Source organism: Streptomyces sp. NPDC052012, from assembly GCF_040689265.1.
GTDB lineage: Bacteria > Actinomycetota > Actinomycetes > Streptomycetales > Streptomycetaceae > Streptomyces.
This window is the reverse complement of the sequence record NZ_JBFAXA010000013.1, coordinates 94,716-119,923: the sequence shown is the minus strand read 5'-3', so window position 1 is coordinate 119,923 and position 25,208 is coordinate 94,716. Positions and strand designations below refer to the sequence as shown.

General features: G+C 71.1%; 29 protein-coding genes and 1 riboswitch. Of the genes, 27 read left to right on the top strand and 2 right to left on the bottom strand.

What is annotated here, in order from left to right; all coding sequences use genetic code 11:
• The 15 genes from AB0412_RS21540 to AB0412_RS21470 all read left to right on the top strand — a co-directional run bounded on the left by AB0412_RS21540 (window position 1) and on the right by AB0412_RS21470 (window position 11,744).
• Entirely contained in the window at window positions 1–240 is a 240-nt protein-coding gene (locus tag AB0412_RS21540; RefSeq protein WP_003973401.1) for an RNA-binding protein, read from the top strand.
• A gap of 109 nt (window positions 241–349) precedes the next feature.
• A complete protein-coding gene (rimM, locus tag AB0412_RS21535; protein WP_366404200.1) occupies window positions 350–901 on the top strand; it encodes a ribosome maturation factor RimM in 552 nt (183 codons plus the stop codon).
• On the top strand, window positions 898–1,731 hold the full coding sequence (gene trmD, locus AB0412_RS21530; RefSeq protein ID WP_366404199.1) for a tRNA (guanosine(37)-N1)-methyltransferase TrmD: 834 nt from the start codon (window positions 898–900) through the stop codon (window positions 1,729–1,731). The genes rimM and trmD overlap by 4 nt, the downstream gene beginning before the upstream one ends.
• Before the next feature lie 132 nt (window positions 1,732–1,863).
• Complete coding sequence (gene rplS / locus AB0412_RS21525) at window positions 1,864–2,214, top strand: 50S ribosomal protein L19 (RefSeq protein WP_366404198.1); 351 nt, start codon at window positions 1,864–1,866, stop codon at window positions 2,212–2,214.
• Window positions 2,215–2,258: 44 nt separating this feature from the next.
• Complete coding sequence (gene lepB, locus AB0412_RS21520) at window positions 2,259–3,020, top strand: signal peptidase I (RefSeq protein ID WP_366404197.1); 762 nt, start codon at window positions 2,259–2,261, stop codon at window positions 3,018–3,020.
• Entirely contained in the window at window positions 3,013–4,101 is a 1,089-nt protein-coding gene (gene lepB / locus AB0412_RS21515) for a signal peptidase I (protein WP_366404196.1), read from the top strand. The genes lepB (AB0412_RS21520) and lepB (AB0412_RS21515) overlap by 8 nt, the downstream gene beginning before the upstream one ends.
• Window positions 3,992–4,960 carry a signal peptidase I gene (gene lepB, locus AB0412_RS21510; protein WP_366404195.1) on the top strand — a complete coding sequence of 323 codons (969 nt, stop codon included), beginning with the start codon at window positions 3,992–3,994 and terminating at the stop codon, window positions 4,958–4,960. Before lepB (AB0412_RS21515) ends, lepB (AB0412_RS21510) begins: the two co-directional genes overlap by 110 nt.
• An 89-nt stretch (window positions 4,961–5,049) precedes the next feature.
• On the top strand, window positions 5,050–5,844 hold the full coding sequence (gene lepB, locus AB0412_RS21505; RefSeq protein WP_366404194.1) for a signal peptidase I: 795 nt from the start codon (window positions 5,050–5,052) through the stop codon (window positions 5,842–5,844).
• On the top strand, window positions 5,834–6,358 hold the full coding sequence (locus tag AB0412_RS21500; protein WP_366404193.1) for an NUDIX hydrolase: 525 nt from the start codon (window positions 5,834–5,836) through the stop codon (window positions 6,356–6,358). The genes lepB (AB0412_RS21505) and AB0412_RS21500 overlap by 11 nt, the downstream gene beginning before the upstream one ends.
• A 56-nt stretch (window positions 6,359–6,414) precedes the next feature.
• On the top strand, window positions 6,415–6,723 hold the full coding sequence (locus tag AB0412_RS21495; RefSeq protein WP_003993268.1) for a DUF2469 domain-containing protein: 309 nt from the start codon (window positions 6,415–6,417) through the stop codon (window positions 6,721–6,723).
• A gap of 58 nt (window positions 6,724–6,781) precedes the next feature.
• Window positions 6,782–7,183 (top strand): YraN family protein, encoded by a 402-nt coding sequence (locus AB0412_RS21490; protein WP_366404192.1) that lies wholly within the window; start codon window positions 6,782–6,784, stop codon window positions 7,181–7,183.
• A 1-nt stretch (window position 7,184) separates the two neighbouring features.
• Window positions 7,185–8,810 (top strand): YifB family Mg chelatase-like AAA ATPase, encoded by a 1,626-nt coding sequence (locus AB0412_RS21485; protein WP_366404191.1) that lies wholly within the window; start codon window positions 7,185–7,187, stop codon window positions 8,808–8,810.
• Window positions 8,807–9,976, top strand: a complete 1,170-nt coding sequence (gene dprA / locus AB0412_RS21480) for a DNA-processing protein DprA (RefSeq protein ID WP_366404190.1) — start codon at window positions 8,807–8,809, stop codon at window positions 9,974–9,976. The genes AB0412_RS21485 and dprA overlap by 4 nt, the downstream gene beginning before the upstream one ends.
• A gap of 271 nt (window positions 9,977–10,247) precedes the next feature.
• Window positions 10,248–11,090 carry an RNA polymerase sigma factor WhiG gene (gene whiG, locus AB0412_RS21475; protein WP_366404189.1) on the top strand — a complete coding sequence of 281 codons (843 nt, stop codon included), beginning with the start codon at window positions 10,248–10,250 and terminating at the stop codon, window positions 11,088–11,090.
• A 96-nt stretch (window positions 11,091–11,186) separates the two neighbouring features.
• Window positions 11,187–11,744 (top strand): helix-turn-helix domain-containing protein, encoded by a 558-nt coding sequence (locus tag AB0412_RS21470; protein ID WP_366404253.1) that lies wholly within the window; start codon window positions 11,187–11,189, stop codon window positions 11,742–11,744.
• A 53-nt stretch (window positions 11,745–11,797) separates the two neighbouring features.
• Here the strand turns inward: AB0412_RS21470 and AB0412_RS21465 are convergent, their stop codons facing one another.
• Window positions 11,798–12,391 (bottom strand): M23 family metallopeptidase, encoded by a 594-nt coding sequence (locus AB0412_RS21465; protein ID WP_366404188.1) that lies wholly within the window; start codon window positions 12,389–12,391, stop codon window positions 11,798–11,800.
• 279 nt (window positions 12,392–12,670) lie between these two features.
• On the opposite strand from AB0412_RS21465, the gene rpsB reads away from it, so the two are divergent.
• The 6 genes from rpsB (at window position 12,671) to AB0412_RS21435 (ending at window position 18,099) form a co-directional block, all read left to right on the top strand.
• A complete protein-coding gene (gene rpsB, locus AB0412_RS21460) occupies window positions 12,671–13,555 on the top strand; it encodes a 30S ribosomal protein S2 (RefSeq protein ID WP_366404187.1) in 885 nt (294 codons plus the stop codon).
• Between the two features lie 184 nt (window positions 13,556–13,739).
• Window positions 13,740–14,576: a translation elongation factor Ts gene (tsf, locus tag AB0412_RS21455; protein ID WP_366404186.1), complete on the top strand. Its 837-nt coding sequence runs from the start codon at window positions 13,740–13,742 to the stop codon at window positions 14,574–14,576.
• A gap of 190 nt (window positions 14,577–14,766) precedes the next feature.
• The gene (gene pyrH, locus AB0412_RS21450; protein ID WP_260828486.1) at window positions 14,767–15,525 is read left to right on the top strand and encodes a UMP kinase; all 759 of its coding nucleotides are present in this window, start codon (window positions 14,767–14,769) and stop codon (window positions 15,523–15,525) included.
• Between the two features lie 130 nt (window positions 15,526–15,655).
• Window positions 15,656–16,213: a ribosome recycling factor gene (gene frr, locus AB0412_RS21445; protein ID WP_055623354.1), complete on the top strand. Its 558-nt coding sequence runs from the start codon at window positions 15,656–15,658 to the stop codon at window positions 16,211–16,213.
• Complete coding sequence (locus AB0412_RS21440) at window positions 16,213–17,340, top strand: phosphatidate cytidylyltransferase (RefSeq protein WP_366404185.1); 1,128 nt, start codon at window positions 16,213–16,215, stop codon at window positions 17,338–17,340. The genes frr and AB0412_RS21440 overlap by 1 nt, the downstream gene beginning before the upstream one ends.
• 87 nt (window positions 17,341–17,427) lie before the next feature.
• Entirely contained in the window at window positions 17,428–18,099 is a 672-nt protein-coding gene (locus AB0412_RS21435) for a hypothetical protein (RefSeq protein WP_366404184.1), read from the top strand.
• 133 nt (window positions 18,100–18,232) lie between these two features.
• Here the strand turns inward: AB0412_RS21435 and AB0412_RS21430 are convergent, their stop codons facing one another.
• A complete protein-coding gene (locus AB0412_RS21430) occupies window positions 18,233–18,547 on the bottom strand; it encodes a hypothetical protein (RefSeq protein ID WP_366404183.1) in 315 nt (104 codons plus the stop codon).
• Window positions 18,548–18,844: 297 nt separating this feature from the next.
• Between AB0412_RS21430 and AB0412_RS21425 the strand changes: the two genes are divergently transcribed.
• The 6 genes from AB0412_RS21425 (at window position 18,845) to AB0412_RS21400 (ending at window position 25,194) form a co-directional block, all read left to right on the top strand.
• Entirely contained in the window at window positions 18,845–19,162 is a 318-nt protein-coding gene (locus tag AB0412_RS21425; RefSeq protein WP_366404182.1) for a hypothetical protein, read from the top strand.
• 125 nt (window positions 19,163–19,287) lie between these two features.
• A complete protein-coding gene (gene rlmN, locus AB0412_RS21420) occupies window positions 19,288–20,394 on the top strand; it encodes a 23S rRNA (adenine(2503)-C(2))-methyltransferase RlmN (RefSeq protein WP_366404181.1) in 1,107 nt (368 codons plus the stop codon).
• A gap of 20 nt (window positions 20,395–20,414) precedes the next feature.
• A riboswitch (TPP riboswitch) is annotated at window positions 20,415–20,520 on the top strand.
• Between the two features lie 79 nt (window positions 20,521–20,599).
• A complete protein-coding gene (locus AB0412_RS21415; protein WP_366404180.1) occupies window positions 20,600–21,682 on the top strand; it encodes a thiamine ABC transporter substrate-binding protein in 1,083 nt (360 codons plus the stop codon).
• A gap of 65 nt (window positions 21,683–21,747) precedes the next feature.
• A complete protein-coding gene (locus AB0412_RS21410; RefSeq protein WP_366404252.1) occupies window positions 21,748–23,349 on the top strand; it encodes an iron ABC transporter permease in 1,602 nt (533 codons plus the stop codon).
• A complete protein-coding gene (locus AB0412_RS21405; RefSeq protein ID WP_366404179.1) occupies window positions 23,350–24,369 on the top strand; it encodes an ABC transporter ATP-binding protein in 1,020 nt (339 codons plus the stop codon). It begins immediately after the preceding gene.
• 24 nt (window positions 24,370–24,393) lie between these two features.
• Window positions 24,394–25,194: a maleylpyruvate isomerase family mycothiol-dependent enzyme gene (locus AB0412_RS21400; protein ID WP_366404178.1), complete on the top strand. Its 801-nt coding sequence runs from the start codon at window positions 24,394–24,396 to the stop codon at window positions 25,192–25,194.
• The last annotated feature ends 14 nt before the right edge of the window (window positions 25,195–25,208 follow it).

The following is a 25,208-nucleotide window of genomic DNA, read 5'->3' as shown; positions in this document are numbered from 1 at the left end:
ATGCTCGAGGAGGCTCTCGAGCACCTCGTGAAGGGCATCGTCGACAACCCTGACGATGTGCAGGTCGCCTCGCGCAACCTGCGCCGCGGACGTGTGCTCGAGGTCCGGGTCCACCCGGACGACCTCGGCAAGGTGATCGGCCGCAACGGCCGCACCGCACGCGCTCTGCGTACCGTCGTGGGCGCCATCGGCGGCCGCGGGGTCCGCGTCGACCTGGTCGACGTGGATCACGTCCGCTGACGCTTATCGCATCCGGCTCGGGCCGGGGAGGGCCACTGGGCCGTCCCCGGCCCGCAGTCGTACCGGCACCGTCAAGGCAGCCGGCCGTAGATCAGGAGAACCAAGCACCGTGCAGCTGGTAGTCGCTCGCATCGGCCGCGCCCACGGCATCAAGGGCGAGGTCACCGTCGAGGTGCGCACCGACGAGCCGGAACTGCGGCTCGCCCCCGGCGCCGTCCTGGCCACCGACCCGGCCTCCGCCGGACCGCTGACCATCGAGACGGGCCGCGTCCACAGCGGCCGTCTCCTGCTGCGCTTCGAGGGCGTGCGCGACCGCACCGCCGCGGAGGCGCTGCGCAACACCCTCCTGATCGCCGAGGTCGACCCCGACGAGCTGCCCGAGGAAGAGGACGAGTACTACGACCACCAGCTGATCGACCTCGACGTCGTCACCGAGGACGGCGAGACGGTCGGCCGGATCACCGAGATCTCGCACCTGCCCACCCAGGACCTCTTCGTGGTCGAGCGCGCGGACGGCAGCGAGGTGTTCGTGCCGTTCGTGTCGCAGATCGTCACCGAGATCGACCTGGAGGAACAGCGGGCCGTCATCGACCCGCCGCCCGGGCTCATCGACGACCGCGCCGAGATCGCCTCCTCCCGTGACGAGGACGCCGACGTATGAGGCTCGACGTGGTCACGATCTTCCCCGAGTACCTCGAGCCGCTGAACGTCTCCCTCGTCGGCAAGGCACGCGCGCGTGGACAGCTCAACGTCCATGTGCACGACCTGCGCCGCTGGACCTACGACCGGCACCACACCGTCGACGACACCCCGTACGGCGGCGGCCCCGGCATGGTGATGAAGACCGAGCCCTGGGGCGACGCGCTGGACTCGGTCCTCGCGGACGGCTACGAGACCGGCTCCCACGAGCCCGCCCTGATCGTCCCCACCCCCAGCGGACGCCCCTTCACCCAGGAGCTCGCCGTCCGGCTCTCCGAGCGCCCCTGGCTGATCTTCACCCCGGCCCGCTACGAGGGCATCGACCGGCGCGTCGTCGACGAGTACGCGACCCGGATGCCGGTGTACGAGGTGTCCATCGGCGACTACGTGCTGGCCGGCGGCGAGGCGGCCGTCCTCGTGATCACCGAGGCCGTGGCCCGGCTGCTGCCCGGCGTGCTGGGCAACGCCGACTCGCACCGGGACGACTCCTTCGCGCCCGGCGCCATGGCGAGCCTCCTGGAGGGCCCCGTCTACACCAAGCCACCCGTCTGGCGGGAGCGGGACATCCCCGAGGTGCTGCTCAGCGGCCACCACGGAAAGATCGCCCGCTGGCGGCGCGACGAGGCGCTCCGGCGCACCACGGCCCACCGGCCCGACCTCATCGAGCGCTGCGACCCCAAGGCGTTCGACAAGAAGGACCGCGAGATGCTGTCCGTCCTGGGCTGGGAACCGGACCCGGCGGGCGAGCCGTACGGCCGATTTTGGCGCAGGACCGACGGCGTGGAAGAATAGGCCGCTGTTGTGCGTCGTCCGGCGTGCGCCCCTGCCGCAGGGGGACACGACGCCCGCCCCGAGCCGCACACCTGTGATCCGATCTCTAGTTGCCGTTGATGACCTGCGGCATCAGCGAAGAAAGCAGACGAAATGTCTCACCTGCTCGACTCCGTCGACTCCGCGTCGCTGCGCAGCGACGTCCCGGACTTCCGCCCCGGCGACACCGTCAACGTCCACGTGCGCGTCATCGAGGGCAACCGCTCCCGTGTGCAGCAGTTCAAGGGCGTGGTGATCCGCCGCCAGGGTGCCGGCGTGCGCGAGACCTTCACGGTCCGCAAGGTCTCCTTCTCCGTCGGCGTCGAGCGCACCTTCCCGGTGCACACCCCGATCGTGGAGAAGATCGAGCTCGTCACCAAGGGTGACGTCCGCCGCGCCAAGCTGTACTACCTGCGTGAGCTGCGCGGCAAGGCGGCGAAGATCAAGGAGAAGCGCGAGAGCTGAGCGCTTCCCGCGGTGACAGCGGGGCCGGATAGCATCTGGCCCCGATGGACACCGAAGCACAGCCCACGGAGCGCGACCGCTCCTCCCGCCCGGCCGATTCCGAGGAGATCTCGGACACACCGGGCCCGGAGGAACGGTCGCGTTCCGCGTTGCTGTCGCGCCTCGCGGCCTGGGTGCCCGGCGGGCGGATCACCCTGGCCCTGCTGCTCTGCCTGCTGTCCCTGCTGACGCTCAACACGTTCGTCGTACGCCCGTTCCAGATTCCCAGCGGGTCGATGGAACCGGGATTGAGGGTCGGGGACCGTGTTCTCGTAAATAAGTTGGCATACCGTTTCGGAGCCGGGCCGCAGCGCGGTGACGTGGTTGTGTTCGACGGCTCCGGGTATTTCGGGGAAGCCGACTACGTCAAGCGCGTCGTCGGCGTGGGCGGTGACCATGTGGTCTGCTGCGACCAGGAGGGGAGGATCCGGGTGAACGGCCGTTCGGTCGACGAGTCGGGCTTCCTGTTCCCCGGCGACAGCCCCTCCACGGTGCCCTTCGACGTGGTCGTGCCCGAGGGACGCCTGTTCGTCCTCGGTGACCACCGCGCCGGCTCCAGCGACTCCCGCGACCACCTCGGCTCGCCCGGCGGCGGCATGATCCCCGTGGACGAGGTGATCGGCCGGGCCGACGGGATCGTCTGGCCGTTCGACCACGCCACCCGGCTGCACCGCCCCGACGCGTACGCGCGCGTGCCGTCCGCGTCCACGCGCGTGCCGTCCGCCGCGGCGGACGCGGCGCTCACCGCGGGGGGCGCGCATGGGTAATCGCGGCAAGCCCCGCGGCGTCCCCGAGACCGCCGCGGAGAACCTGCTGCCCACGGGGTCCCGCCGCGCGGCACGCCCGGCCGGCGGACGCAGCCGCGCCGAACGGCGCAAGCTCCAGCGCAAGGTCAAACGGCGCCGCAGGCGCAGCGCGGTCAAGGAGATACCCCTCCTCATCGGCGTCGCCGTCCTGATAGCCCTCGTCCTGAAGACGTTCCTCGTCCAGGCCTTCGTCATCCCGTCCGGCTCCATGGAGCAGACGATCCAGATCGGCGACCGGGTCCTGGTCGACAAGCTCACCCCCTGGTTCGGCTCCAAGCCGCAGCGCGGGGACGTCGTCGTCTTCAAGGACCCCGGCGGCTGGCTCCGGGACGAGCAGACCGTGCCCAAGAAGGAAGATCCCGTAGGGATCAAGCAGATCAAGGACGGGCTCACCTTCATCGGACTGCTGCCGTCCGACAACGAGAAGGACCTCATCAAGCGGGTCGTCGGTGTCGGCGGCGACCGCGTCCAGTGCTGTGACGCGCAGGGCCGGGTCACCGTCAACGGCGTACCGCTGAACGAGGACTACCTGTACCCGGGCAACGCACCGTCCACCACACCGTTCGACGTCACCGTGCCCGAGGGCCGGCTCTGGGTGATGGGTGACCACCGGGCCGACTCCGCCGACTCCCGCTCCCACCAGAACACCGACTACGGCGGCACCGTCTCCGAGGACGAGGTGGTGGGCCGGGCCATGGTCATCGCCTGGCCGCTCGGCCACTGGAGCACCCTCGAGGAGCCGAAAACCTACGCCTCCGTGTCGGACGCGACCTCCGGGTCGACTGCCGCCGCCCCGCCGTCGCATAGGGTTGCCCCCGACGATCCGAACGGAATTGCTCAGCTCCCGAGCCCTGCGGAACTCCCGCTCGTTATGGGAGTGGTGGGCCTGCGCCGCGCATGGGGCAGGCGGCGGCACAGAGTAAGGAGTTGGCGTGGGGGATGTGGCGGTAGGCGCACGGTCCGGACAGGGCGGCGAGGAGCACCGCGGGCGCCCCGTGGAGTCCGTCCGGGCGACGGACGGCGCCGTGACCTCCGGGAGTGACACCCCGGGCGCCAGCGGCGGCGGTCCGGGCGACGGGCGGCCCCCGACGGCGCAGGGCGGGGAGGGCGGCGGCGCCCCCAAGGCGAAGAAGCCGCGCTCCTTCTGGAAGGAGCTGCCCATCCTGATCGGTATCGCGCTGGTGCTGGCGCTGCTGATCAAGACGTTCCTGGTGCAGGCGTTCTCCATCCCCTCCGACTCGATGCAGAACACCCTCCAGCAGGGTGACCGGGTCCTGGTCGACAAGCTCACCCCCTGGTTCGGCTCCGAGCCCGAGCGCGGCGAGGTCGTCGTCTTCCACGACCCCGACAACTGGCTGGCGGGCGAGCCGACGCCCACGCCGAACCCGCTGCAGAAGGTGCTCAGCTGGGTCGGCCTGATGCCGTCCGCGGAGGAGAAGGACCTGATCAAGCGGGTCATCGGCGTCGGCGGCGACACGGTCGAGTGCAAGGGCACCGGACCGCTGAAGGTCAACGGCAAGGCGCTGAACGAGCCGTACGTCTACCCCGGCAACACCCCGTGCAGCCAGGACGACCAGGGCGGCCAGTTCAAGGTGAAGGTCCCCGAGGGGCACATCTGGGTCATGGGCGACCACCGGCAGAACTCCCGGGACTCGCGCTACAACCGGGCCGACAAGAACAACGGCATGGTGCCGGTGAAGGACGTCGTCGGCCGGGCCATCGTCATCGCGTGGCCGATCAACCGCTGGGACAACCTGCCGGTTCCGGAGACCTTCGACCAGCCGGGCCTGGACACCCGGTCGTCGGCCGCGGCCGCCCTGTCGGTGGCACCGCAGGGGCTGGCGCTCGCGGGTGCGGTGCCGCTGGTGCTGTGGCGGCGCAGGCGGAGCGAGGACCGCTGAGTCCCGTGCCGGCAAGGCCCTGGTGGCGGCGTGGTCTTGACCCGGTGATGGGCTGACCGGGCCCGGTACTGCCGGGTAGGGTGCGGCCCATGAGTGGTCAGAGCACGACGCGTACGGCCCCCAGCGGCGGCGGCACCGGCAGGGGCCCGGCGGGCAGCCGGACCGGGCAGCGGTTGTCCGGGCTGGCCGTGGCGCTGGGCATGGTGCTGTTCCTCGGCGGCTTCGCCTGGGGAGCCGTGGTGTACCGGCCGTACACCGTGCCCACCACGTCGATGGCGCCGACGATCGGCGCAGGGGACCGCGTGCTGGCGCAGCGCGTCGACAGCGGTGACGTCCGGCGCGGTGACGTCGTGGTCTTCAAGGACGCGACCTGGGCGGACGTACCCGTGGTCAAGCGTGTGGTCGCCGTCGGCGGGGACACCGTCTCCTGCTGCCAGGACGGCAAGCTGAGGGTCAACGGCAAGGAGATCGACGAACCGTATCTCGCCGAGGACACCGCCGAGAGGCTCGCGAACTTTCCGTCGGTGACCGTCCCGAAGGGGCGGCTGTTCCTGCTCGGTGACGAGCGGTCCGGCTCGGTGGACTCCACCGCCCACCTCACCGACGCGGCCAACGGCACCGTCTCCCGCGGGGCCGTCCAGGGCCGGGTCGACGCCGTGGTCTGGCCGATGGACGGCATGCTGCCGACGCCCACCGGTTTCGAGGAGCTCGGCGCCCTGTCGTCGCCCGGCCCGCTGCGCACGATGGTCGCGCTGGTGATCGCCGGGGCCGTCCTCGTCCTCGGCGGCGCCGCGTACGGGCCGATCGCGAAGCGGGCGGAGACGTCCCGGGGGCGGGCCAGGGCCGGGGCTCAGGCGAACGCGGAGCCGTCCCGTGGCCGCTGAGCCGGCCGCCCCGGTGGCCGACTCGTACGAGGGCGGCCTGCGCAGGGTGGCCCGCGTGGTGCTGCTCGACCCCCAGGACCGCATTCTGCTGCTGCACGGCCACGAGCCGGGCGATCCGGCCGACGACTGGTGGTTCACCCCCGGCGGCGGCGTGGAGGGCGACGAGACCCGCGAGCAGGCCGCCCTGCGGGAACTCGCGGAGGAGACCGGCATCACCGACGTGGAACTCGGGCCCGTGCTGTGGCGGCGCAGATGCTCCTTCCCGTTCGCCGGCCGCCGCTGGGACCAGGACGAGTGGTACTACCTCGCCCGGACCTCGCAGACGGCCACCGCGGCCACGGCGCTGACCGAGCTGGAGCGGCGTAGCGTCGCCGGTGCGCGCTGGTGGACGTGCCCGGAACTGAGCCGGGCGCATGAGACGGTGTATCCGACCAGACTCGCCGAGCTGCTGCGCACGCTGCTCGACGAAGGTCCCCCGGCCGGACCCGTGACCCTTGACACCGAAATCGTCTAGGGGCTGACGGGACTGGCGCACAATGGTGGGATCGCACGGCTGAAGGGGAACATGCCATGAGCGCCGAGGACCTCGAGAAGTACGAGACCGAGATGGAGCTCAAGCTCTACCGGGAGTACCGAGATGTCGTCGGTCTGTTCAAATACGTGATCGAGACCGAGCGGCGCTTCTATCTGACCAACGACTACGAGATGCAGGTGCACTCGGTTCAGGGTGAGGTGTTCTTCGAGGTCTCCATGGCGGACGCGTGGGTGTGGGACATGTATCGGCCGGCCCGCTTCGTGAAGCAGGTGCGCGTTCTTACGTTCAAGGACGTGAACATCGAGGAGCTCAACAAGAGCGATCTCGAGCTCCCGAGCGGGTGACGGAGTTATCCACAATCGCTGAGTTCTGCACCAAGATCCACTTGGTGGCGGCGGGTGCGTGACGGTTGGCGCCGGAGGTGGTGCCGACATGAACGCACAGCAGGCACGCAGTGCACTCGGCAGGTACGGCGAGACGCTGGCCGCACGGCGGCTGGCGGAGGCCGGGATGACGGTCCTGGAGCGCAACTGGCGCTGCGGCAGGACCGGCGAGATCGACATCGTGGCCCGGGACGGGGACGTGCTGGTCGTCTGCGAGGTGAAGACCCGCAGGGCAGGGCCTTTCCAGCACCCCATGGAGGCCATCACGCCGGCCAAGGCGAGCCGGCTGCGGGGCCTCGCGGAACGCTGGCTCCAGCAACACGGAGGCGCCCCACCGGGAGGCGTCCGCATCGACCTGGTCGGCATCCAGCTCCCGGCCCGCGGCGCACCCCGGGTCGAGCACGTGCGGGGGGTGGCCTGACATGGGCTTCGCCCGCACATGCTCGGTCGCCCTGGTGGGCGTCGAGGGCGTCGTCGTAGAGGTCCAGGCCGACCTGGAACCGGGCGTGGCCGCCTTCACCCTGGTGGGCCTCCCGGACAAGAGCCTGACGGAGAGCAGGGACCGGGTCCGGGCGGCGGTGGTGAATTCGGGGGCCGAGTGGCCGCAGAAGAAGCTCACCGTCGGTCTCAGCCCGGCGTCGGTGCCCAAGGCCGGCAGCGGCTTCGACCTGGCGGTCGCCTGTGCGGTGCTCGGCGCCGCCGAACGGATCGACCCGAGGGTGCTCGCCGACATCGTGATGATCGGCGAGCTGGGACTGGACGGCAGGGTGCGGCCGGTCCGGGGCATCCTGCCGGCCGTGCTCGCCGCGGCCGACGCGGGATACGAGCAGGTCGTCGTGCCCGAGTGCGCCGCCGCGGAGGCATCCCTGGTGCCAGGGGTCTCCGTCCTCGGCATCCGCAGCCTGCGCCAGCTGATCGCTGTGCTCACCGACGAACCCGTCCCCGAGGAGGAACAGCAGGAACTGGGCCGGCCCGATCCGCTCCTGGCCGGGCTCCGCGTCCCCGGAACCGGCGCCGCGACCGGCATGCACAGCGTCGGCGCGGCCCACCACGACCAGGGCCACGACCTCGCGGACGTCGTCGGCCAGATCTCGGCACGCACGGCCGTGGAGGTGGCCGCCGCCGGAGGACACCACCTGTTCCTCGAAGGGCCGCCCGGGGCAGGCAAGACCATGCTCGCCGAGCGGCTGCCGACGATCCTGCCCCGGCTCGAGCGCCAGGAGTCACTGGAGGTCACCGCGGTGCACTCGGTGGCGGGCCTGCTGCCCCCGGGCAAACCGCTGATCGACGTGGCCCCCTACTGCGCACCGCACCACTCGGCCACGATGCAGGCGCTCGTCGGCGGCGGCCCGGGCATCGCCAGGCCCGGAGCGGTATCGCTGTCGCACCGGGGAGTCCTCTTCCTGGACGAGACACCGGAGTTCAGCAGCCATGCACTGGACGCCCTGCGCCAGCCCCTGGAAGCCGGACATGTCGTCATCGCTCGCAGCGCGGGGGTCGTGCGCTTCCCGGCGAAGTTCCTGATGGTGCTGGCCGCCAACCCCTGCCCGTGCGGGCGCTTCTCGCTGAGGGACGACCTGTGTGAGTGCCCGCCCTCGGCGATCCGCCGCTACCAGGCCCGGCTGTCCGGCCCGCTGCTCGACCGGGTGGACCTGCGCGTGGAGGTCGACCGGGTCACGCGGAGCCAACTGACGGCGACCGGTGCCCGCGGCGAATCCACCAGCCAGGTCGCCGACCGGGTCCGGGCCGCCCGGGAGCGCGCCGCCGCGCGGCTCACCGGCACCCCCTGGCGTACCAACAGCGAGATCCCCGGGCGGGACCTGCGCAGCCGCTGGCATGCCGCATCCGGGGCGATGGACGAGGCCGAGCGGAGCCTGGAGCGGGGCGTGCTCACCGCACGCGGGCTCGACCGGGTCCTCCGGGTCGCCTGGACCGTCGCCGACCTGGTGGGCCATGACCGCCCCGACGCCACGGACGTCGCCCTGGCCCTGCAATTGCGCACCGGGGTCCCGCGGGGTGTGCCCATGGCCATCGGAGCGCTGACGTGAGTCCCGTCGACTCCTTCGACGAACCCGACGACGACCTGCTCGCCCGTGTCTTCCTCACCCGTGTCCTCGAACCCGGTGACGAGATCGGGGGGCGGTGGGTGCGGGAGTTCGGGGTGCGGGGAGTGGTGGGGCGGCTGCGGGAGCTCGGAGGGCCGTTGCCAGGGGTCAGCAGGAAGCGGTGGGACGGGCTGGTGGCTCGGGCCGAGCGGGCCGTGCCGAGGGAGGATCTCGCCGTCGCCCAGGAGGCCGGCGTGCGGTTCGTGGCGCCGGGGACGGCCGAGTGGCCCCGGCAGCTCGACGATCTGGGGGACGCCCGGCCGCTGGGGCTGTGGGTGCGGGGGCGCGCCGATCTGCGGATGTGGGCCCTGCGTTCCGTCGCCGTCGTCGGCGCCCGCGCCTGCACCGAGTACGGCGCCCACATGGCCGCCACCCTCTCCGCCGGCCTCGCCGAACGCGGCTGGGTCGTGGTCTCCGGCGGCGCCTACGGTGTCGACGGCGCCGCCCACCGCGGTGCCCTCGGCGCGAACGGCGCCACCATCGCCGTCCTCGCCTGCGGAGTCGACCGGCCCTACCCGCGCGGCCACACCGCGCTGATCAACAGGATCGCGGACCAGGGACTCGTCCTCGGCGAGCTGCCGCCCGGCGACCATCCGACCCCCAGCAGATTCATCCTCCGCAACCGCGTGATCGCCGCCCTCACCCGCGGCACCGTCGTCGTCGAGGCCGCCCACCGCAGCGGCTCCCTGGTGACCGCCAGGGCGGCCAGGCGCCTCGGCCGTCACACGATGGGAGTACCCGGACCGGCCACCAGCGGGCTCTCCGCCGGAGTGCACGAGCTGCTGCGGCAGGACGCCGTGCTGGTCACCGACGCCGCCGAGGTCGTCGAGCTCGTCGGCGGCATCGGCGAACTCGCCCCGGAGCGGCGCGGCCCCGTGCTGCCGCGGGATCTCCTGGAGGCCGGTGCCCGCCAGGTGCTCGCCGCGCTGCCCGCCCGCGCATCCGCCTCGGTGGCCGAGATCGCCCGCGGCGCACAGACCTCCCAGGACGACGCGGTCGCGAGACTGTACGAACTACGAGCACTTGGTTACGTCGAACGACACGACGACGGCTGGAAGTTGACACGCCAGGCCATGATCTCGGTCCGCGGTGATCCGAGCGCGCGCTGACCGAGCGTGTTCGGCCGTCCGGGGGAACCCCGACACGCCTGGGAAAATAAGCCAGTTGGGACACCCGGGTGATCACGCAGAGCGACGGGTGTGCCCCGGCGGGACGGCCCACGGAACGAATCTGCGCACGCCCCCGCCCCCGTTCTTCGCGCACCGCGACGCCGCAGTCACGCTACGCTCACGAGGATCCCGACACGGACAGGCAACTCGACATCAGACAGACAGCCCACCCGGGCAGCACCATCCACGGCAGAACGGCACAAGGCGACGAATGCCCCAGCACACCTCCGGGTCCGACCGGGCGGCGCTCCCCCCAGCCGCCCGCGACGGTGGCAGCGTGCGGCCGCCCGCTCCCTCGACGCTCGACGAGCTGTGGCGGTCGTACAAGGAGACGGGGGACGAGCGGCTGCGCGAGCAGCTGATCCTGCACTACTCGCCGCTGGTGAAGTACGTCGCGGGCCGGGTCAGCGTGGGACTGCCGCCCAATGTCGACCAGGCGGACTTCGTCTCCTCCGGGGTGTTCGGACTGATCGACGCGATCGAGAAGTTCGACGTCGACCGGGAGATCAAGTTCGAGACGTACGCGATCACCCGGATCCGGGGCGCGATGATCGACGAGCTGCGCGCGCTGGACTGGATCCCGCGCTCGGTGCGGCAGAAGGCCCGCAACGTGGAGCGGGCGTACGCGACCCTGGAGGCGCGGCTGCGGCGCACGCCGACGGAGGGCGAGGTCGCGCGTGAGATGGGCATCGCGGTGGACGAACTGCACGCGGTTTTCAGCCAGTTGTCGCTCGCGAACGTGGTCGCTCTGGAGGAGCTGCTGCACGCCGGCGGGGAGAGCGGCGACCGGCTGAGCCTGATGGACACGCTGGAGGACACCGCCGCCGACAATCCGGTGGAGGTGGCCGAGGACCGGGAGCTGCGGCGGCTTCTGGCGCGGGCGATCAACACGCTGCCCGAGCGGGAGAAGACCGTCGTCACGCTGTACTACTACGAAGGACTCACCCTGGCCGAGATCGGCAACGTGCTCGGGGTGACCGAGAGCAGGGTCAGCCAGATCCACACCAAGTCCGTCCTCCAGCTGCGCGCGAAACTGGCCGGCTTCGGTCGCTGAGCGGGCGCCGCCGGCCTGCGGTTCCCGGAGAGTGACTCCCGCCATGCGGGGGGCGTCCGTACAGTGGTTGACGTGCCAAGGATTCGAGCGGCCTCCGTGGCCGAGCACCGGTCGATGCAGCGAGCCGCCCTGCTGGACGCTGCACGCTCCCTGCTGTCCGAGGGTGGTACGGAGGCGCTGACCTTCCCGGCCCTCGCCGAGCGCACGGGACTCGCGCGCTCGTCCGTGTACGAGTACTTCCGGTCGCGGGCAGCGGTCGTCGAGGAACTGTGCGAGGTCGACTTCCCCGTCTGGGCGGCCGAGGTCGAGGCGGCGATGGCCGCGGCCGACGGCGCCGAGGCCAAGATCGAGGCGTACGTACGCCGGCAGCTCGCCCTCGTCGGGGACCGCCGGCACCGGGCCGTCGTGGCCATCTCCGCGAGCGAACTCGACGCGGGCGCGCGGGAGAAGATCCGCGCGGCACACGGCGGGCTGATCGCGATGATCGTCGAGGCGCTCGCCGAACTGGGCCACGCCGAGCCCCGGCTCGCGGCCATGCTCCTCCAGGGTGTCGTCGACGCGGCCGTCCGCCGCATCGAGCTGGGCGCGGCGGAAGACCCCGAGACGATCACGGAGGCGGCGGTCTCGATGGCGCTGCGGGGCGTACGAGGCTGACCGCCGCGGGCTCGGCCCGCTCGGCGGTGGGTGACCGAAGGCCCCCCGGCTCGTCACCCCGGCACCGGCACCCCCAGCACCGGCAGCAGTCTCGACGGACCCCGGTGGAGCAGCCATGGCGGCAGCAGGGTGAGGGGGTTCAGGTAGGTGCCGGCTCTCAGCAGGCCCCAGTGGACGCACGGGGCCGTGCAGTGGGAGCCGCCTGGCTCCACCACCCCGATCACCTCGCCCGCCCTCACCGCGTCGCCCTTCCTCGCCGACGCGCGCACCGGCTCGTAGGTCGTGCGCAGCGGGGGATCGCCCGTGCCGGACAGCTCCACCGAGACCACGCCCTTTCCGGCCACCCGGCCCGCGAAGGACACCCGGCCCGCCGCCACCGCCCGTACCGGCGTCCCCGGCACCGCCGCCAGATCGACACCGCGATGCCCCCGGCCGTACGGCGTCGCCGGCGGCTCCCAGCCGCGGAGCACCCGGGGACGTGACCCCACGGGCCACGCACGCCCGACAGCAGGAACATCCTCAGCCCCCTCGTCCCCCTCCCCCGACGCCAGCAGCTGCGCCGGGGGAGGGGACAGCAGCAGCGTGCATGTCAGGGCCAGCAGCACCGCCAGCCGGGTCACCGCTCTCGCACATCGCCTCACTCGCATGCCGCAAGCGTCCCGGAGATCCGCGATCATGGCCGGGACCTGTGGACCACCGGCGGCTTGTGGACAACGGCGTCACCCGGCGCCCCGCGGGTCCCGTACACTTCTGGTGGCGACCCGGGCCACCGGGTCGACTTCGCACGCCCCGACATCGGGACCGGTCACGGCCGCTCCCGCTGTCAGCGCCCCTCGGTCCTTCGTGGCAACGGCGCGTCGTGGGCGTCAGGCGCGGGAGCCGTCCGGCCCCCGCGGCACAACCGAGAAATTCAAGGAGATACGGCCATGGCCGTCGTCACGATGCGGGAGCTGCTGGAGAGCGGCGTCCACTTCGGTCACCAGACCCGTCGTTGGAACCCGAAGATGAAGCGCTTCATCTTCACGGAGCGCAACGGCATCTACATCATCGACCTGCTCCAGTCGCTGTCGTACATCGACCGCGCCTACGAGTTCGTCAAGGAGACCGTCGCCCACGGCGGCACGGTCATGTTCGTCGGCACGAAGAAGCAGGCGCAGGAGGCCATCGCCGAGCAGGCCACCCGCGTCGGCATGCCCTACGTCAACCAGCGCTGGCTGGGCGGCATGCTCACCAACTTCTCGACCGTCTACAAGCGCCTGCAGCGCCTGAAGGAGCTCGAGCAGATCGACTTCGAGGACGTGGCCGCCTCCGGCCTCACCAAGAAGGAGCTCCTGGTCCTCTCCCGTGAGAAGGCCAAGCTGGAGAAGACCCTCGGCGGTATCCGCGAGATGCAGAAGGTGCCCAGCGCCGTCTGGATCGTGGACACCAAGAAGGAGCACATCGCGGTCGGCGAGGCCCGGAAGCTCAACATCCCGGTCGTCGCCATCCTCGACACCAACTGCGACCCCGACGAGGTCGACTACAAGATCCCGGGCAACGACGACGCGATCCGCTCCGTCACCCTGCTCACCCGCGTGATCGCCGACGCCGTCGCCGAGGGCCTCATCGCCCGCAGCGGTGTCGCGACCGAGGGCAAGGGCGAGAAGGCCGCCGGCGAGCCGCTCGCCGAGTGGGAGCGCGACCTGCTCGAGGGCGAGAAGAAGGCCGAGGAGGCCCCGGCCGCCGAGGCCGCCCCCGCCGCCGAGGCCGAGAAGCCGGCCGAGGCCCCCGCCGCCGAGGCCGCCCCGGCCGCCGAGGGCGAGCAGGCCTGACCGTCCGTCAGCGTCAGCGATGACGGCGGGAGCGGGTACTCCTCACCCAGCGCCTTCGGCGCGGTGAAGTCCGCTCCCGCCGTTCACCCGTAGGTCGGCGGCGCGACGCAGAACTGCATACATATGTAGAGCACACAGCCGCAGATCTTCGATCCTCCAGACTTCGAGAAAGATTCACAGACTCATGGCGAACTACACCGCCGCCGACGTCAAGAAGCTCCGGGAGCTCACCGGCGCCGGCATGATGGACTGCAAGAAGGCGCTGGACGAGGCCGAGGGCAACGTCGACAAGGCCGTCGAGGCGCTCCGCATCAAGGGCCAGAAGGGCGTCGCCAAGCGCGAGGGCCGCTCCGCCGAGAACGGCGCCGTGGTCTCGATCATCGCCGACGACAACTCCTCCGGCGTCCTCGTCGAGCTGAAGTGCGAGACGGACTTCGTCGCCAAGGGCGAGAAGTTCCAGGCCGTGGCCAACGCCATCGCCGAGCACGTCGCGAAGACCTCCCCGGCCGACATCGAGGCCCTGCTCGCCTCCGAGATCGAGGCCGGCAAGACCGTCCAGGCGTTCGTGGACGAGGCCAACGCCAACCTGGGCGAGAAGATCGTCCTGGACCGCTTCGCGCAGTTCTCCGGCGGTTACGTCACCGCCTACATGCACCGCACGATGCCCGACCTGCCGCCGCAGATCGGCGTGCTCGTCGAGCTCGACAAGCCGAACGCCGAGGTCGCCAAGGGCGTCGCCCAGCACATCGCCGCCTTCGCGCCGAAGTACCTCTCCAAGGAGGACGTGCCGGCCGAGGTCGTCGAGGCCGAGCGTCGCATCGCCGAGGAGACCACCCGCGCCGAGGGCAAGCCCGAGGCCGCCCTGCCGAAGATCGTCGAGGGTCGCCTCAACGGCTTCTTCAAGGACGCCACGCTGCTCGGCCAGCCCTACGCGCTGGACAACAAGAAGTCCGTCCAGAAGGTCCTGGACGAGGCCGGTGTCACCCTGAAGCGCTTCACGCGCATCAAGGTCGGCATCTGAGTCCGTACCGCGACGGACGCGCGACCCGGATAGGGTCGACAGCAGTCGTCCGGACACGGCGTCACGCACGCGCGCGTGCCGGACGACAGCAGATCTGACGAGGAGGCCATTGCCGCACGGGATGCGAAACACGCCCCACCGGCAATGGCCTTCTTGTATGTGCAACACGTGAAAGAGGCGGGATCCGACCATGACCACCAAGGCTGAGAAGAGCGACGACGGCAAAGTACGCGGCCGGTTTCTGCTGAAGCTGTCCGGAGAGGCCTTCTCCGGTGGCGGGGGCCTGGGCGTCGACCCCGACGTGGTGCACGCCATCGCACGCGAGATCGCGGCCGTCGTGCGGGACGGCGCACAGATCGCGATCGTCATCGGCGGCGGGAACTTCTTCCGCGGCGCCGAACTGCAGGTGCGCGGCATGGACCGCGCCCGCTCCGACTACATGGGCATGCTCGGCACCGTGATGAACTGCCTGGCCCTCCAGGACTTCCTGGAGAAGGAGGGCGTGGACTGCCGCGTGCAGACCGCCATCACCATGGGCCAGGTCGCCGAGCCCTACATCCCGCTGCGCGCCGTACGGCACCTGGAGAAGGGCCGTGTGGTCATCTTCGGCGCCGGCATGGGCATGCCGTACTTCTCCACCGACACCACCGCCGCCCAGCGCGCCCTGGAGATCGACGCCGAGGCGCTGCTGATGGGCAAGAACGGCGTGGACGGGGTCTACGACTCCGACCCGAAGACCAACCCCGACGCGGTGAAGTTCGACCACCTCGGCTACGGGGAGGTCATCACGCGCGATCTGAAGGTCGCCGACGCCACGGCCGTCACGCTGTGCCGCGACAACAAGCTCCCGATCGTGGTCTTCGAGCTTCTGGCGGAGGGCAATATCGCCCGCGCCGTCAAGGGTGAGAAGATCGGCACGCTGGTGGGTGACCAGGTCAGCCACGGCTGATCACCCTGACCGGGGGATGGACAATGTCCCGCCGGTCGGGAACCGTGCAGAAAGAAGACGCGACGCAGCCGGCCGCCGCCGAGACAACGGAACCGCAGCCGGGCCTACTCAAGACACGCAGGAGCAAGTGGTGATCGAAGAGACCCTCCTCGAGGCCGAGGAGAAGATGGAGAAGGCCGTCGTGGTCGCCAAGGAGGACTTCGCCGCGATCCGCACCGGCCGTGCGCACCCGGCGATGTTCAACAAGATCGTGGCCGACTACTACGGCGCGCCGACGCCGATCAACCAGCTGGCCTCGTTCTCCGTGCCCGAGCCGCGCATGGCCGTGGTCACGCCGTTCGACAAGAGCGCGCTGCGCAACATCGAGCAGGCGATCCGCGACTCCGACCTGGGCGTCAACCCGAGCAACGACGGCAACATCATCCGGGTGGTGTTCCCCGAGCTGACCGAGGAGCGCCGCCGCGAGTACATCAAGGTCGCCAAGGGCAAGGGCGAGGACGCCAAGGTGTCCATCCGCTCGGTGCGCCGCAAGGCCAAGGACGCCATCGACAAGCTGATCAAGGACGGCGAGATCGGCGAGGACGAGGGCCGCCGCGCGGAGAAGGAGCTCGACGACACCACGCACAAGTACGTCGCCCAGGTGGACGAGCTCCTGAAGCACAAGGAAGCAGAGCTGCTCGAGGTCTGATGAACGACTCTTCCTGGGGAACCCCGCCGCAGACCGGGTACTGGGGGCCGTCCGACCAGGGGCCTGTCCAGGGGGCTGCCCCGGCGGGTCCCGCGTACGATGCGCACAACGCGCAGCAGACTCGCCCCCTGCCCTACGTGGCCGACGTGCCCGCGCACGGCGGAGACCAGGATGCGGACCGGGGGGCCGCCCGGCTGAGCGGCCCCCTGTTCCGAGACGAGACGACGCAGGCACGCACCCACCCGGGGGAGGTGCCGCAGAATCCGGAGCCCATGCCCGACGCCTCGCAGCCGGCACCTCGGCCGCCGAAGAAGAGCGCCGGGCGCGACCTCGGTGCGGCGATAGGCGTCGGGGTCGGCCTCGGTGCCGTGATCGTCGCCTCGCTGTTCGTCGTGAAGGCCGTCTTCGTCGGTGTGATCGCCGTGGCCGTGGTGGTGGGCCTGTGGGAGCTCACGAAGCGGCTCCAGGAGCGCAAGGGCATCAAGGCGCCGCTGGTGCCGCTCGCGCTCGGCGGTGCGGCCATGGTGATCTCCGGATACGTCGGGGGCGCCGAGGGCGCGTGGGTCGCCATGGCGCTCACCGCGCTGGCGGTGCTGGTCTGGCGGATGACCGAGCCGCCCGAGGGCTACCTCAAGGACGTCACGGCGGGCCTGTTCGCGGCGTTCTACGTGCCGTTCCTGGCGACCTTCGTCGCGATGATGCTCACCGCCGACGACGGCGCCTGGCGCGTGTTGACCTTCCTGCTGCTGACGGTCGTCAGCGACACCGGCGCGTACGCGGTCGGCTGGCGCTTCGGCAAGCACAAGCTCGCTCCGCGGATCAGCCCCGGCAAGACCCGCGAGGGGCTGCTCGGCGCGGTCTCCTTCGCCATGGTGGCGGGCGCCCTGTGCATGCAGTTCCTCATCGACGACGGCACCTGGTGGCAGGGCCTGCTGCTCGGCCTCGCCGTCGCGGCCAGCGCGACGCTGGGCGACCTCGGCGAGTCCATGATCAAACGCGATCTGGGCATCAAGGACATGGGCACCCTCCTCCCGGGCCACGGCGGCATCATGGACCGCCTGGACTCACTCCTGCCGACGGCGCCGGTGGTGTGGCTGCTGCTCGTGCTCTTCGTGGGGTCCGGCTGAACAGCCGTTCCACAGCACTCCCGACCCACCCCTTCCGGGCATATGATCACCGCACCGTGATCGTCGTGCACGGGAGGGGTGGGGTGTATGTGGGGGCGCAAGCGCACCAGACGTGACCAGGCGGACGAGAACCTGGAGGCGGTCGAGCAGACGCTGAGCTCGACCGACCAGGCCCATGAGGGGCTGATGGAACTGGTCGCCGCCACGCTGGGGGAGATCGAGGCCGTCCAGGCGCTGCTCGGCGGGCGGGACGGTGTGCCCGTCGACGCCATCAGCCCGCAGCTGGAGGCCGCCCTCTCGACGCTCGGCCGCCTGCAGGACGTGGCCCAGCAGTACCTGGACAACCGGGAGCGTGCCGTCGCCGAGCTGCGCAACGGCGTCGACGCGGCGCTGCCGTGGCTGGAGGTGATGGTGGAGCAGGCCGACGGCATGGCGGAAGCAGGCGAGGAACTCGTCGGCATGACGGAGGCTCTCGTCGAAGTCAGGATGAAGACCGAGCGCCTGCGCGCGGAACTGGTCCCCCTGCGCGAGCGGGTGTACGCCGCCGTGCGCGCGGCGCAGGACGAACTGCACGCCGCGCAGGGTGCGGGGGGCTGGTACGGCTGGCAGGCGGACCTCGCGGCGCTCGGCGACCGGCTGACCGCCCTGGACGAGGGCCGGGTCATTCCGACGCCCGAGTTCAAGATCGGCGACCGTTACCGCGAGGTCGAGCGCCAGGTGGCCACGTTGCGCGACGCGATGGCCCAGGCCGTCCGCTGACCGGAGAGGCCGCCGGGCCGGGCAGGGCCGTCGGCCTCCATGATCAAGGAAACGTCCCCCGAACGGTCGGAGCGGTCCCCGAGATGGCGGCACGCGGCGCTGAGGCACCGGCCGCGTGCCTGAGCGGGCGGGTTCAGAAGATCGGCGTCTGTGCTTCGACTTCGGCGAGCCCTTCCTCCATGGTCAGCGAGGGCAGCACGCGGACGCGGTTCCAGTGGGTGAGACGAGACTCCACCAGGAAGCGGTCGACGTTCTCGACCTTGTCGGACCGTACGACCACGACGATCGTGTGCTCGCGGTTGACGAAGGGGCCGGCCACGATCTCGACGCCTGCCTTCTGGGCGAGGTTCGGGGTGTCGGGGGCGGTCTGCAGCAGCAGGTCGCGCGTTGTCGCGTTGGAGGTCGGACAGACTTCCGGAGTGTGGGTCGCGATCAGGACGAAGTGCATCTCGGGTCCCTTCTACTCGAGGGTCCCCTGATCACAGCCTAGGCCGCCCCGAAGCGCCCTGCGAGATCCGATGCCGGCTCTCAGGCTTTGCAGAAGGGGAAGGACGTCCGGGCCATGCGCTCGCCTGCTCACCCGGCCCCACCGCCGACGGCAGTGACGGCAGCGCTGACGGCAACGACGGCGAACGGCAGTGGTACTCGACGGCACAGCACAGCATTGGCGTGGTACCGCCGTCCCAGCCCACCCATGCTTGCCCGCGTCTTCCAAGCACCGGTCCCAGGACTGCATGATCCAGAGATGGACGAGTACGCGTGGCCGACGGACCCTGAAGTGCCGGCTGCCGAGGACAGGCGGCGGAGTTGGGCGGCAACCGTGGCGGCCCTACCCGTGGGTCACTGGATCACCGGCAAGGTCGTCGGGCGCCGGCCATTCGGGGTCTTCCTGCGGATAAAGGGCGTGCCCGACGCCGTGGCGTTGGCGGAGATCACGGCCATGCCGCTCGGAATGAATCTCCCCGCCCTAGGGGCCCTCGTTCGTGGACAGGTCCTCTGGCACGTCGACCACAACCACCAGGTCAAGGTCCGGCTCGATGAGTGGCTGGCAACCGACGAGTGATCGCCGCTGGGCCGTCCCCGGGCCGTCCGAGGCCGCTCACGGGCGACCAGCGACGACCACCAGCGACAGGTGTGGCAGCCAACACCCGCAGGTCACCCGAGTCGATCTGCGACACTGGTACAGCCATGCCTAAGCCCGGAGAACTTACCTTTGTCGCGCCGCGCGGAGCCAAGCTGCCGCCGCGGCATCTTGCCGATCTCTCGCCTGCCGAGCGCAAGGAGGCGGTCGTTGCGGTCGGTGAGAAGCCGTTTCGTGCCAAGCAGCTGTCGCAGCACTACTTCGCGCGGTACGCGCATGATCCGGAGCAGTGGACGGACATCCCGGCCGGTTCCCGCGGGCGGCTGCGGGAGGCGCTGCTTCCCGAGCTGATGACCGTCGTGCGGCATCTGTCGACCGACCAGGGCACCACCCGCAAGACGCTGTGGAAGCTGTTCGACGGGACGCTCGTCGAGTCCGTGCTGATGCGGTACCCGGACCGGGTGACCATGTGCATCAGCTCGCAGGCCGGGTGCGGGATGAACTGTCCGTTCTGCGCGACCGGGCAGGCGGGACTCGACCGGAATCTGTCCACCGCGGAGATCGTGCATCAGATCGTCGACGGGATGCGGGCGCTCCGGGACGGGGAGGTGCCCGGCGGGCCCGCGCGGCTGAGCAACATCGTGTTCATGGGCATGGGCGAGCCGCTCGCCAACTACAAGCGGGTCGTGGGGGCCATTCGCCGCCTCACCGACCCCGAGCCGGACGGGCTCGGGCTGTCGCAGCGGGGGATCACCGTGTCGACGGTGGGGCTCGTTCCGGCGATTCACCGGTTCTCCGACGAGGGCTTCAAGTGCCGGCTCGCCATCTCCCTGCACGCCCCGGACGACGAGCTGCGCGACACCCTCGTCCCCGTGAACACCCGGTGGAAGGTGCGCGAGGTGCTCGACGCCGGGTTCGAGTACGCGGCCAAGTCCGGTCGGCGGCTGTCCATCGAGTACGCGCTCATCCGTGACATCAACGACCAGGCGTGGCGCGGTGACCGGCTCGGACGGCTGCTCAAGGGGCGGCCCGTGCATGTCAATCTCATCCCGCTGAACCCCACGCCCGGTTCCAAGTGGACCGCCTCGCGGCCCGAGGACGAGAAGGCGTTCGTGGAGGCGATCGCCGCGCACGGTGTGCCGGTCACCATCCGGGACACCCGTGGCCAGGAGATCGACGGGGCCTGTGGTCAGCTCGCCGCGAGCGAGCGGTAACCTGACCGGCGTACACCTTCATATTCCGACAGGGGAGCGCCACAGCGCTGAGAGTGCGGCACCGGCCGCAGACCCTCCGAACCTGGCCCAGGTCATTCTGGGTAGGGAGATCGGTCACCACTCGAGCTGTTGCGCCCTGCCCGGGACCCTCACGGGTGTCCCGGGCAGGGCCGCGTCTCTTCCTGGTCACTCCAGGAGGAATCCAGTGAGCATCACCAAGAAGGTCACCGTCCTGGCCGTCGGGCTGGGGCTGGTCACGCTGTCCGCGTGCGGGTCGTCCGACGGCGACGACCCGAGCGGCGGCGGGTCGAAGACCGTGACCCTGGTCAGCCACAATTCGTGGGCCGCGTCCGAGGACGTCGTCGCCGCCTTCGAGAAGCAGTCCGGCTACAAGGTCAAGGTCCTCGAGGACGGCGACGCCGGGCAGGCCGTCAACAAGGCGATCCTGACCAAGGACAACCCCCAGGGCGACGTCTTCTTCGGCGTCGACAACACCCTGCTGTCCCGCGCCCTCGACAACGGGCTGTTCCAGCCGTACGAGGCGAAGGGCTCCGACCTGATCCTGCCCGAGTACCGGGTGGACGGGGACAAGCACCGGGTCACCCCCGTCGACACCGGCGACGTCTGCGTCAACTACGACAAGAAGTACTTCGCCGATCACAAGCTCGACCCGCCCAAGACCTTCGACGATCTGATCAAGCCCGAGTACAAGGACCTCCTCGTCACCGAGAACGCCTCCACCTCCTCACCCGGCCTCGGCTTCCTGCTCGGCACCGCCGCGAAGTACGGCGACGACCGCTGGCAGGACTACTGGAAGAAGCTCAAGGCCAACGGCGTCAAGGTCGTCGACGGCTGGGAGCAGGCCTACAACGAGGAGTTCTCCGGTTCGGCCGGCGGCAAGAAGGCGAAGGGCGACCGGCCGCTCGTCGTGTCGTACGCGTCCTCACCGCCCGCCGAGGTGATCTACGCCGACCCGAAGCCGGACACCGCGCCCACCGGCGTCGCCGAGGGCACCTGCTTCCGCCAGGTCGAGTACGCGGGCCTGCTGAGCAACGCGAAGAATCCCGAGGGCGGCAAGGCGCTGCTCGACTTCCTGATCAGCAAGACGTTCCAGGACGACATGCCGCTGAACATGTTCGTCTACCCGGTGCGCGAGGGCGCCCAGGTGCCTCAGGAGTTCGTGAAGTTCGGGCCGCAGGCGAAGGACCCGGAGACCATGGACCCGGCGAAGATCGCCGACAACCGTGACCAGTGGGTCAAGTCGTGGACCTCGCTCGTCCTGAAGTGAGCCGGACCGCGCCGGTGAGCCGCGCCGCGGCCAGGTGGCGCGGGAACGCGGCGCGGCTCGGTCTGATGGCCGTGCCCGTCGCGTTCTTCGCCGTCTTCTTCGCCTACCCCGTCGCCGCGATCGTCGCGCGGGGGTTGAAGACCGACGGCGGCTGGCAGCTCGGGCGGATCGGGGACGTGCTGGCCCAGCCGGACATCCGGCACGTCCTGTGGTTCACCACCTGGCAGGCGCTCGTCTCCACCGCCCTGACCCTGGTGATCGCCCTGCCCGGCGCGTACGTCTTCGCCCGCTTCGAGTTCCCCGGCAAACAGCTGCTGCGGGCCGTGGTCACCGTGCCGTTCGTGCTGCCGACGGTGGTCGTCGGCACGGCGTTCATGGCGCTCGTGGGGCGCGGCGGACTCCTCGACGAGTGGTGGGGGGTACGCCTGGACACCACCGTGTGGGCGATCCTGCTCGCGCACGTCTTCTTCAACTACGCCGTCGTCGTACGGACCGTGGGCGGGCTGTGGGCGCAGCTCGACCCGCGGCAGGAGGAGGCCGCGCGGATGCTCGGCGCCTCCCGCTTCACCGCCTGGCGGACCGTCACGCTGCCCGCGCTCGTGCCCGCCGTCGCCGCGGCGACGCTGATGGTCTTCCTGTTCACCTTCACCTCCTTCGGTGTGGTGCAGATCCTCGGCGGGCCCACCTTCTCCACCCTCGAAGTGGAGATCTACCGGCAGACCTCCGAGATCTTCGACCTGTCCACGGCCGCCGTGCTGACGATGATCCAGTTCGTCGCGGTCGGCTCGATCCTCGCCCTGCACGCCTGGACCGTGCGGCGCCGGGAGACCGCGCTGCGGCTGGTGGACGCGTCCGTGACCGCGCGCCGGCCGCGCGGCGCCGGGCAGTGGACGCTGCTCGGCGGGGTGGTCGCCACCGTCGCCGTACTGCTCGTGCTGCCGCTCGCCGTGCTGGTGGAGCGCTCCTTCGGCGCCGCGGACCTCGGCTACTACCGGGCGCTGACCCGGGACGACGGCGGGGTGTTCCTGGTCGCGCCGATCCAGGCCGTCGCCAACTCGCTGCAGTACGCGGTCGCCGCCACCGTCATCGCCGTGCTGATCGGGGGGCTCGCCGCGGTGGCGCTGACCCGGAGGGACGCGGGGCGGCTGGTGCGCGGTTTCGACGCGCTGCTGATGCTGCCGCTCGGGGTGTCCGCGGTGACGGTCGGCTTCGGTTTCCTGATCGCCCTCGACGAGCCGCCGCTGGATCTGAGGTCCTCGTGGATCCTGGTGCCGCTCGCGCAGGCGCTGGTGGGCGTCCCGTTCGTCGTGCGGACCATGCTGCCGGTGCTGCGGGCGGTGGACGTACGGCTGCGGGAGGCGGCGGCGGTGCTCGGGGCGTCGCCGTGGCGGGCCTGGCGGGAGGTGGACCTGCCGATGGTGCGGCGAGCGCTGCTGATCGCGGCCGGGTTCGCCTTCGCGGTGTCGCTGGGGGAGTTCGGGGCGACGGTGTTCATCGCGCGGCCGGACAACCCGACGCTGCCGGTGGCCGTGGCGCGGCTGCTGGGGCGGCCGGGTGACCTCAACTACGGCCAGGCGATGGCCCTGTCGACGATGCTGATGATCGTGTGCGCGGTGGCGCTGCTGGTGCTGGAGCGGCTGCGGACCGACCGGACCGGGGAGTTCTAGATGCTGCTGAGCCTTGAGGGCGCGACCGTCCGCTTCGGGGGCAGGGCGGTGCTGGACACGGTGGACCTGTCGGTCGCCGAGCACGAGATCGTCTGCGTTCTCGGGCCCAGCGGCAGCGGCAAGTCGACGCTGCTGCGGGTGGTGGCCGGGCTCCAGCCCCTCGATGCCGGGCACGTGCTGCTCGACGGCCGCGACCAGTCCGGTGTGCCCGCGCATCGGCGCGGGGTCGGGCTGATGTTCCAGGACCACCAGCTGTTCCCGCAGCGGGACGTGGCCGGCAACGTGTCCTTCGGGCTGCGGATGCGCGGCGCCTCGCGCGGTGAACAGGCCGGTCGCGTGCGGGAGTTGCTGGATCTCGTCGGTCTGCCGGGGGCGGCCGGGCGGGCGGTCGCGGCCCTGTCCGGCGGTGAGCAGCAGCGGGTGGCGCTGGCGCGGGCGCTCGCGCCGAGCCCGCGGCTGCTGATGCTCGACGAGCCGCTCGGCCAGCTCGACCGGTCCCTCAGGGAGCGGCTGGTCGTCGAACTGCGCGAGCTGTTCGGCCGGTTGGGCACCACCGTGCTCGCCGTGACCCACGACCAGGGGGAGGCGTTCGCGCTGGCCGACCGGGTGGTGGTGATGCGGGACGGCCGGATCGCCCAGTCCGGCACACCGCTGCAGGTGTGGCAGCGGCCCGCGAACGCCTTCGTGGCGCGGTTCCTCGGCTTCGAGAACGTCGTCGAGGCGACCGTCGGCGCGGACGTCGCGGTGACGCCCTGGGGCAAGGTCCCCGTGCCCGCCGACGCCCCGCAGGGCGCCCGCACTCTTCTGATCAGGCCCGCCGGGGTGCGCCTGGTTCCCGCCGACGCCGGCCTGCGCTGCACGGTGGCCGCCCGTACTTTCCGCGGCACCCATGTCGCCGTCCACCTCCAGCCCGAGGACGCCCCGCGCCTGGAGGCCGCCTGCCCGCTGCGGGCGGCACCCGAGGTCGGCGACGAGGTCGGGGTCGAGTTCGACGCGGCGGAAATCGTGGTGCTGGGCTGATCACCGCGCTCGTAGGGTGACGTCATGACCACGCTCTCCCACGACCGCTACTGCGACGAAATCACCCACCGGACAGGGCAGTTCAGGGCCCTGCTGACCTCCGGGTCCGGCCTCTTCGCGACGGTGCCGACCTGCCCGGACTGGACCCTGGAGCAGCTGGTGCGCCATGTCGGACGGGCCCTGCTCTGGGTGGAGCTGCTGGTGCGCACCCGGGCCCAGGAGGAGGTCCCGATCGACGACGTACCGGGGACCGAGGGGCCCGGCACCCGCGGAGATGCCGCCGCGCTGGAGACGTGGCTGGCCGAGGCCGGTGCGGCGGCGGTGGCCGCGCTGCGGGAAGCCGGACCGGACACGCGCGTGTGGGCATGGTCCGGGATCCACACCACCGGGTTCTGGGCCCGGCGGATGACCCACGAGCTCGTCGTCCACCACGCGGACGCCATGCTCGCCGCGGGCCGGCCCTTCGCGCCGGTCGCGGCCGAGGTGGCCGCCGACGCGGTGGACGAGTGGCTGGAGATCGTGCAGTTCGTGCAGCGGGTCCTGCCGGACGGCCCGGCGAAGGATCTGCGCCGGCCCGGCGCCTCGCTCCACCTGCACGCCACCGACACCGCGCCCGGTCTGAACGCCGAGTGGCTGATCGAGCTCGGTGAGGACGGTGTCACCTGGCGCCGCGGGCACGAGAAGGCGAGCGTCGCCCTGCGCGGCCCGCTCACCTCCCTGCTCCTCGCCTTCTACCGGCGCCTGCCGCTGGACGCCCCGCGGCTCGAGGTGCTCGGCGACCGGAAGCTGCTGGAGTTCTGGCTGGAGCGGGCGACGTTCGGCTGAGACGGGCCACCGGC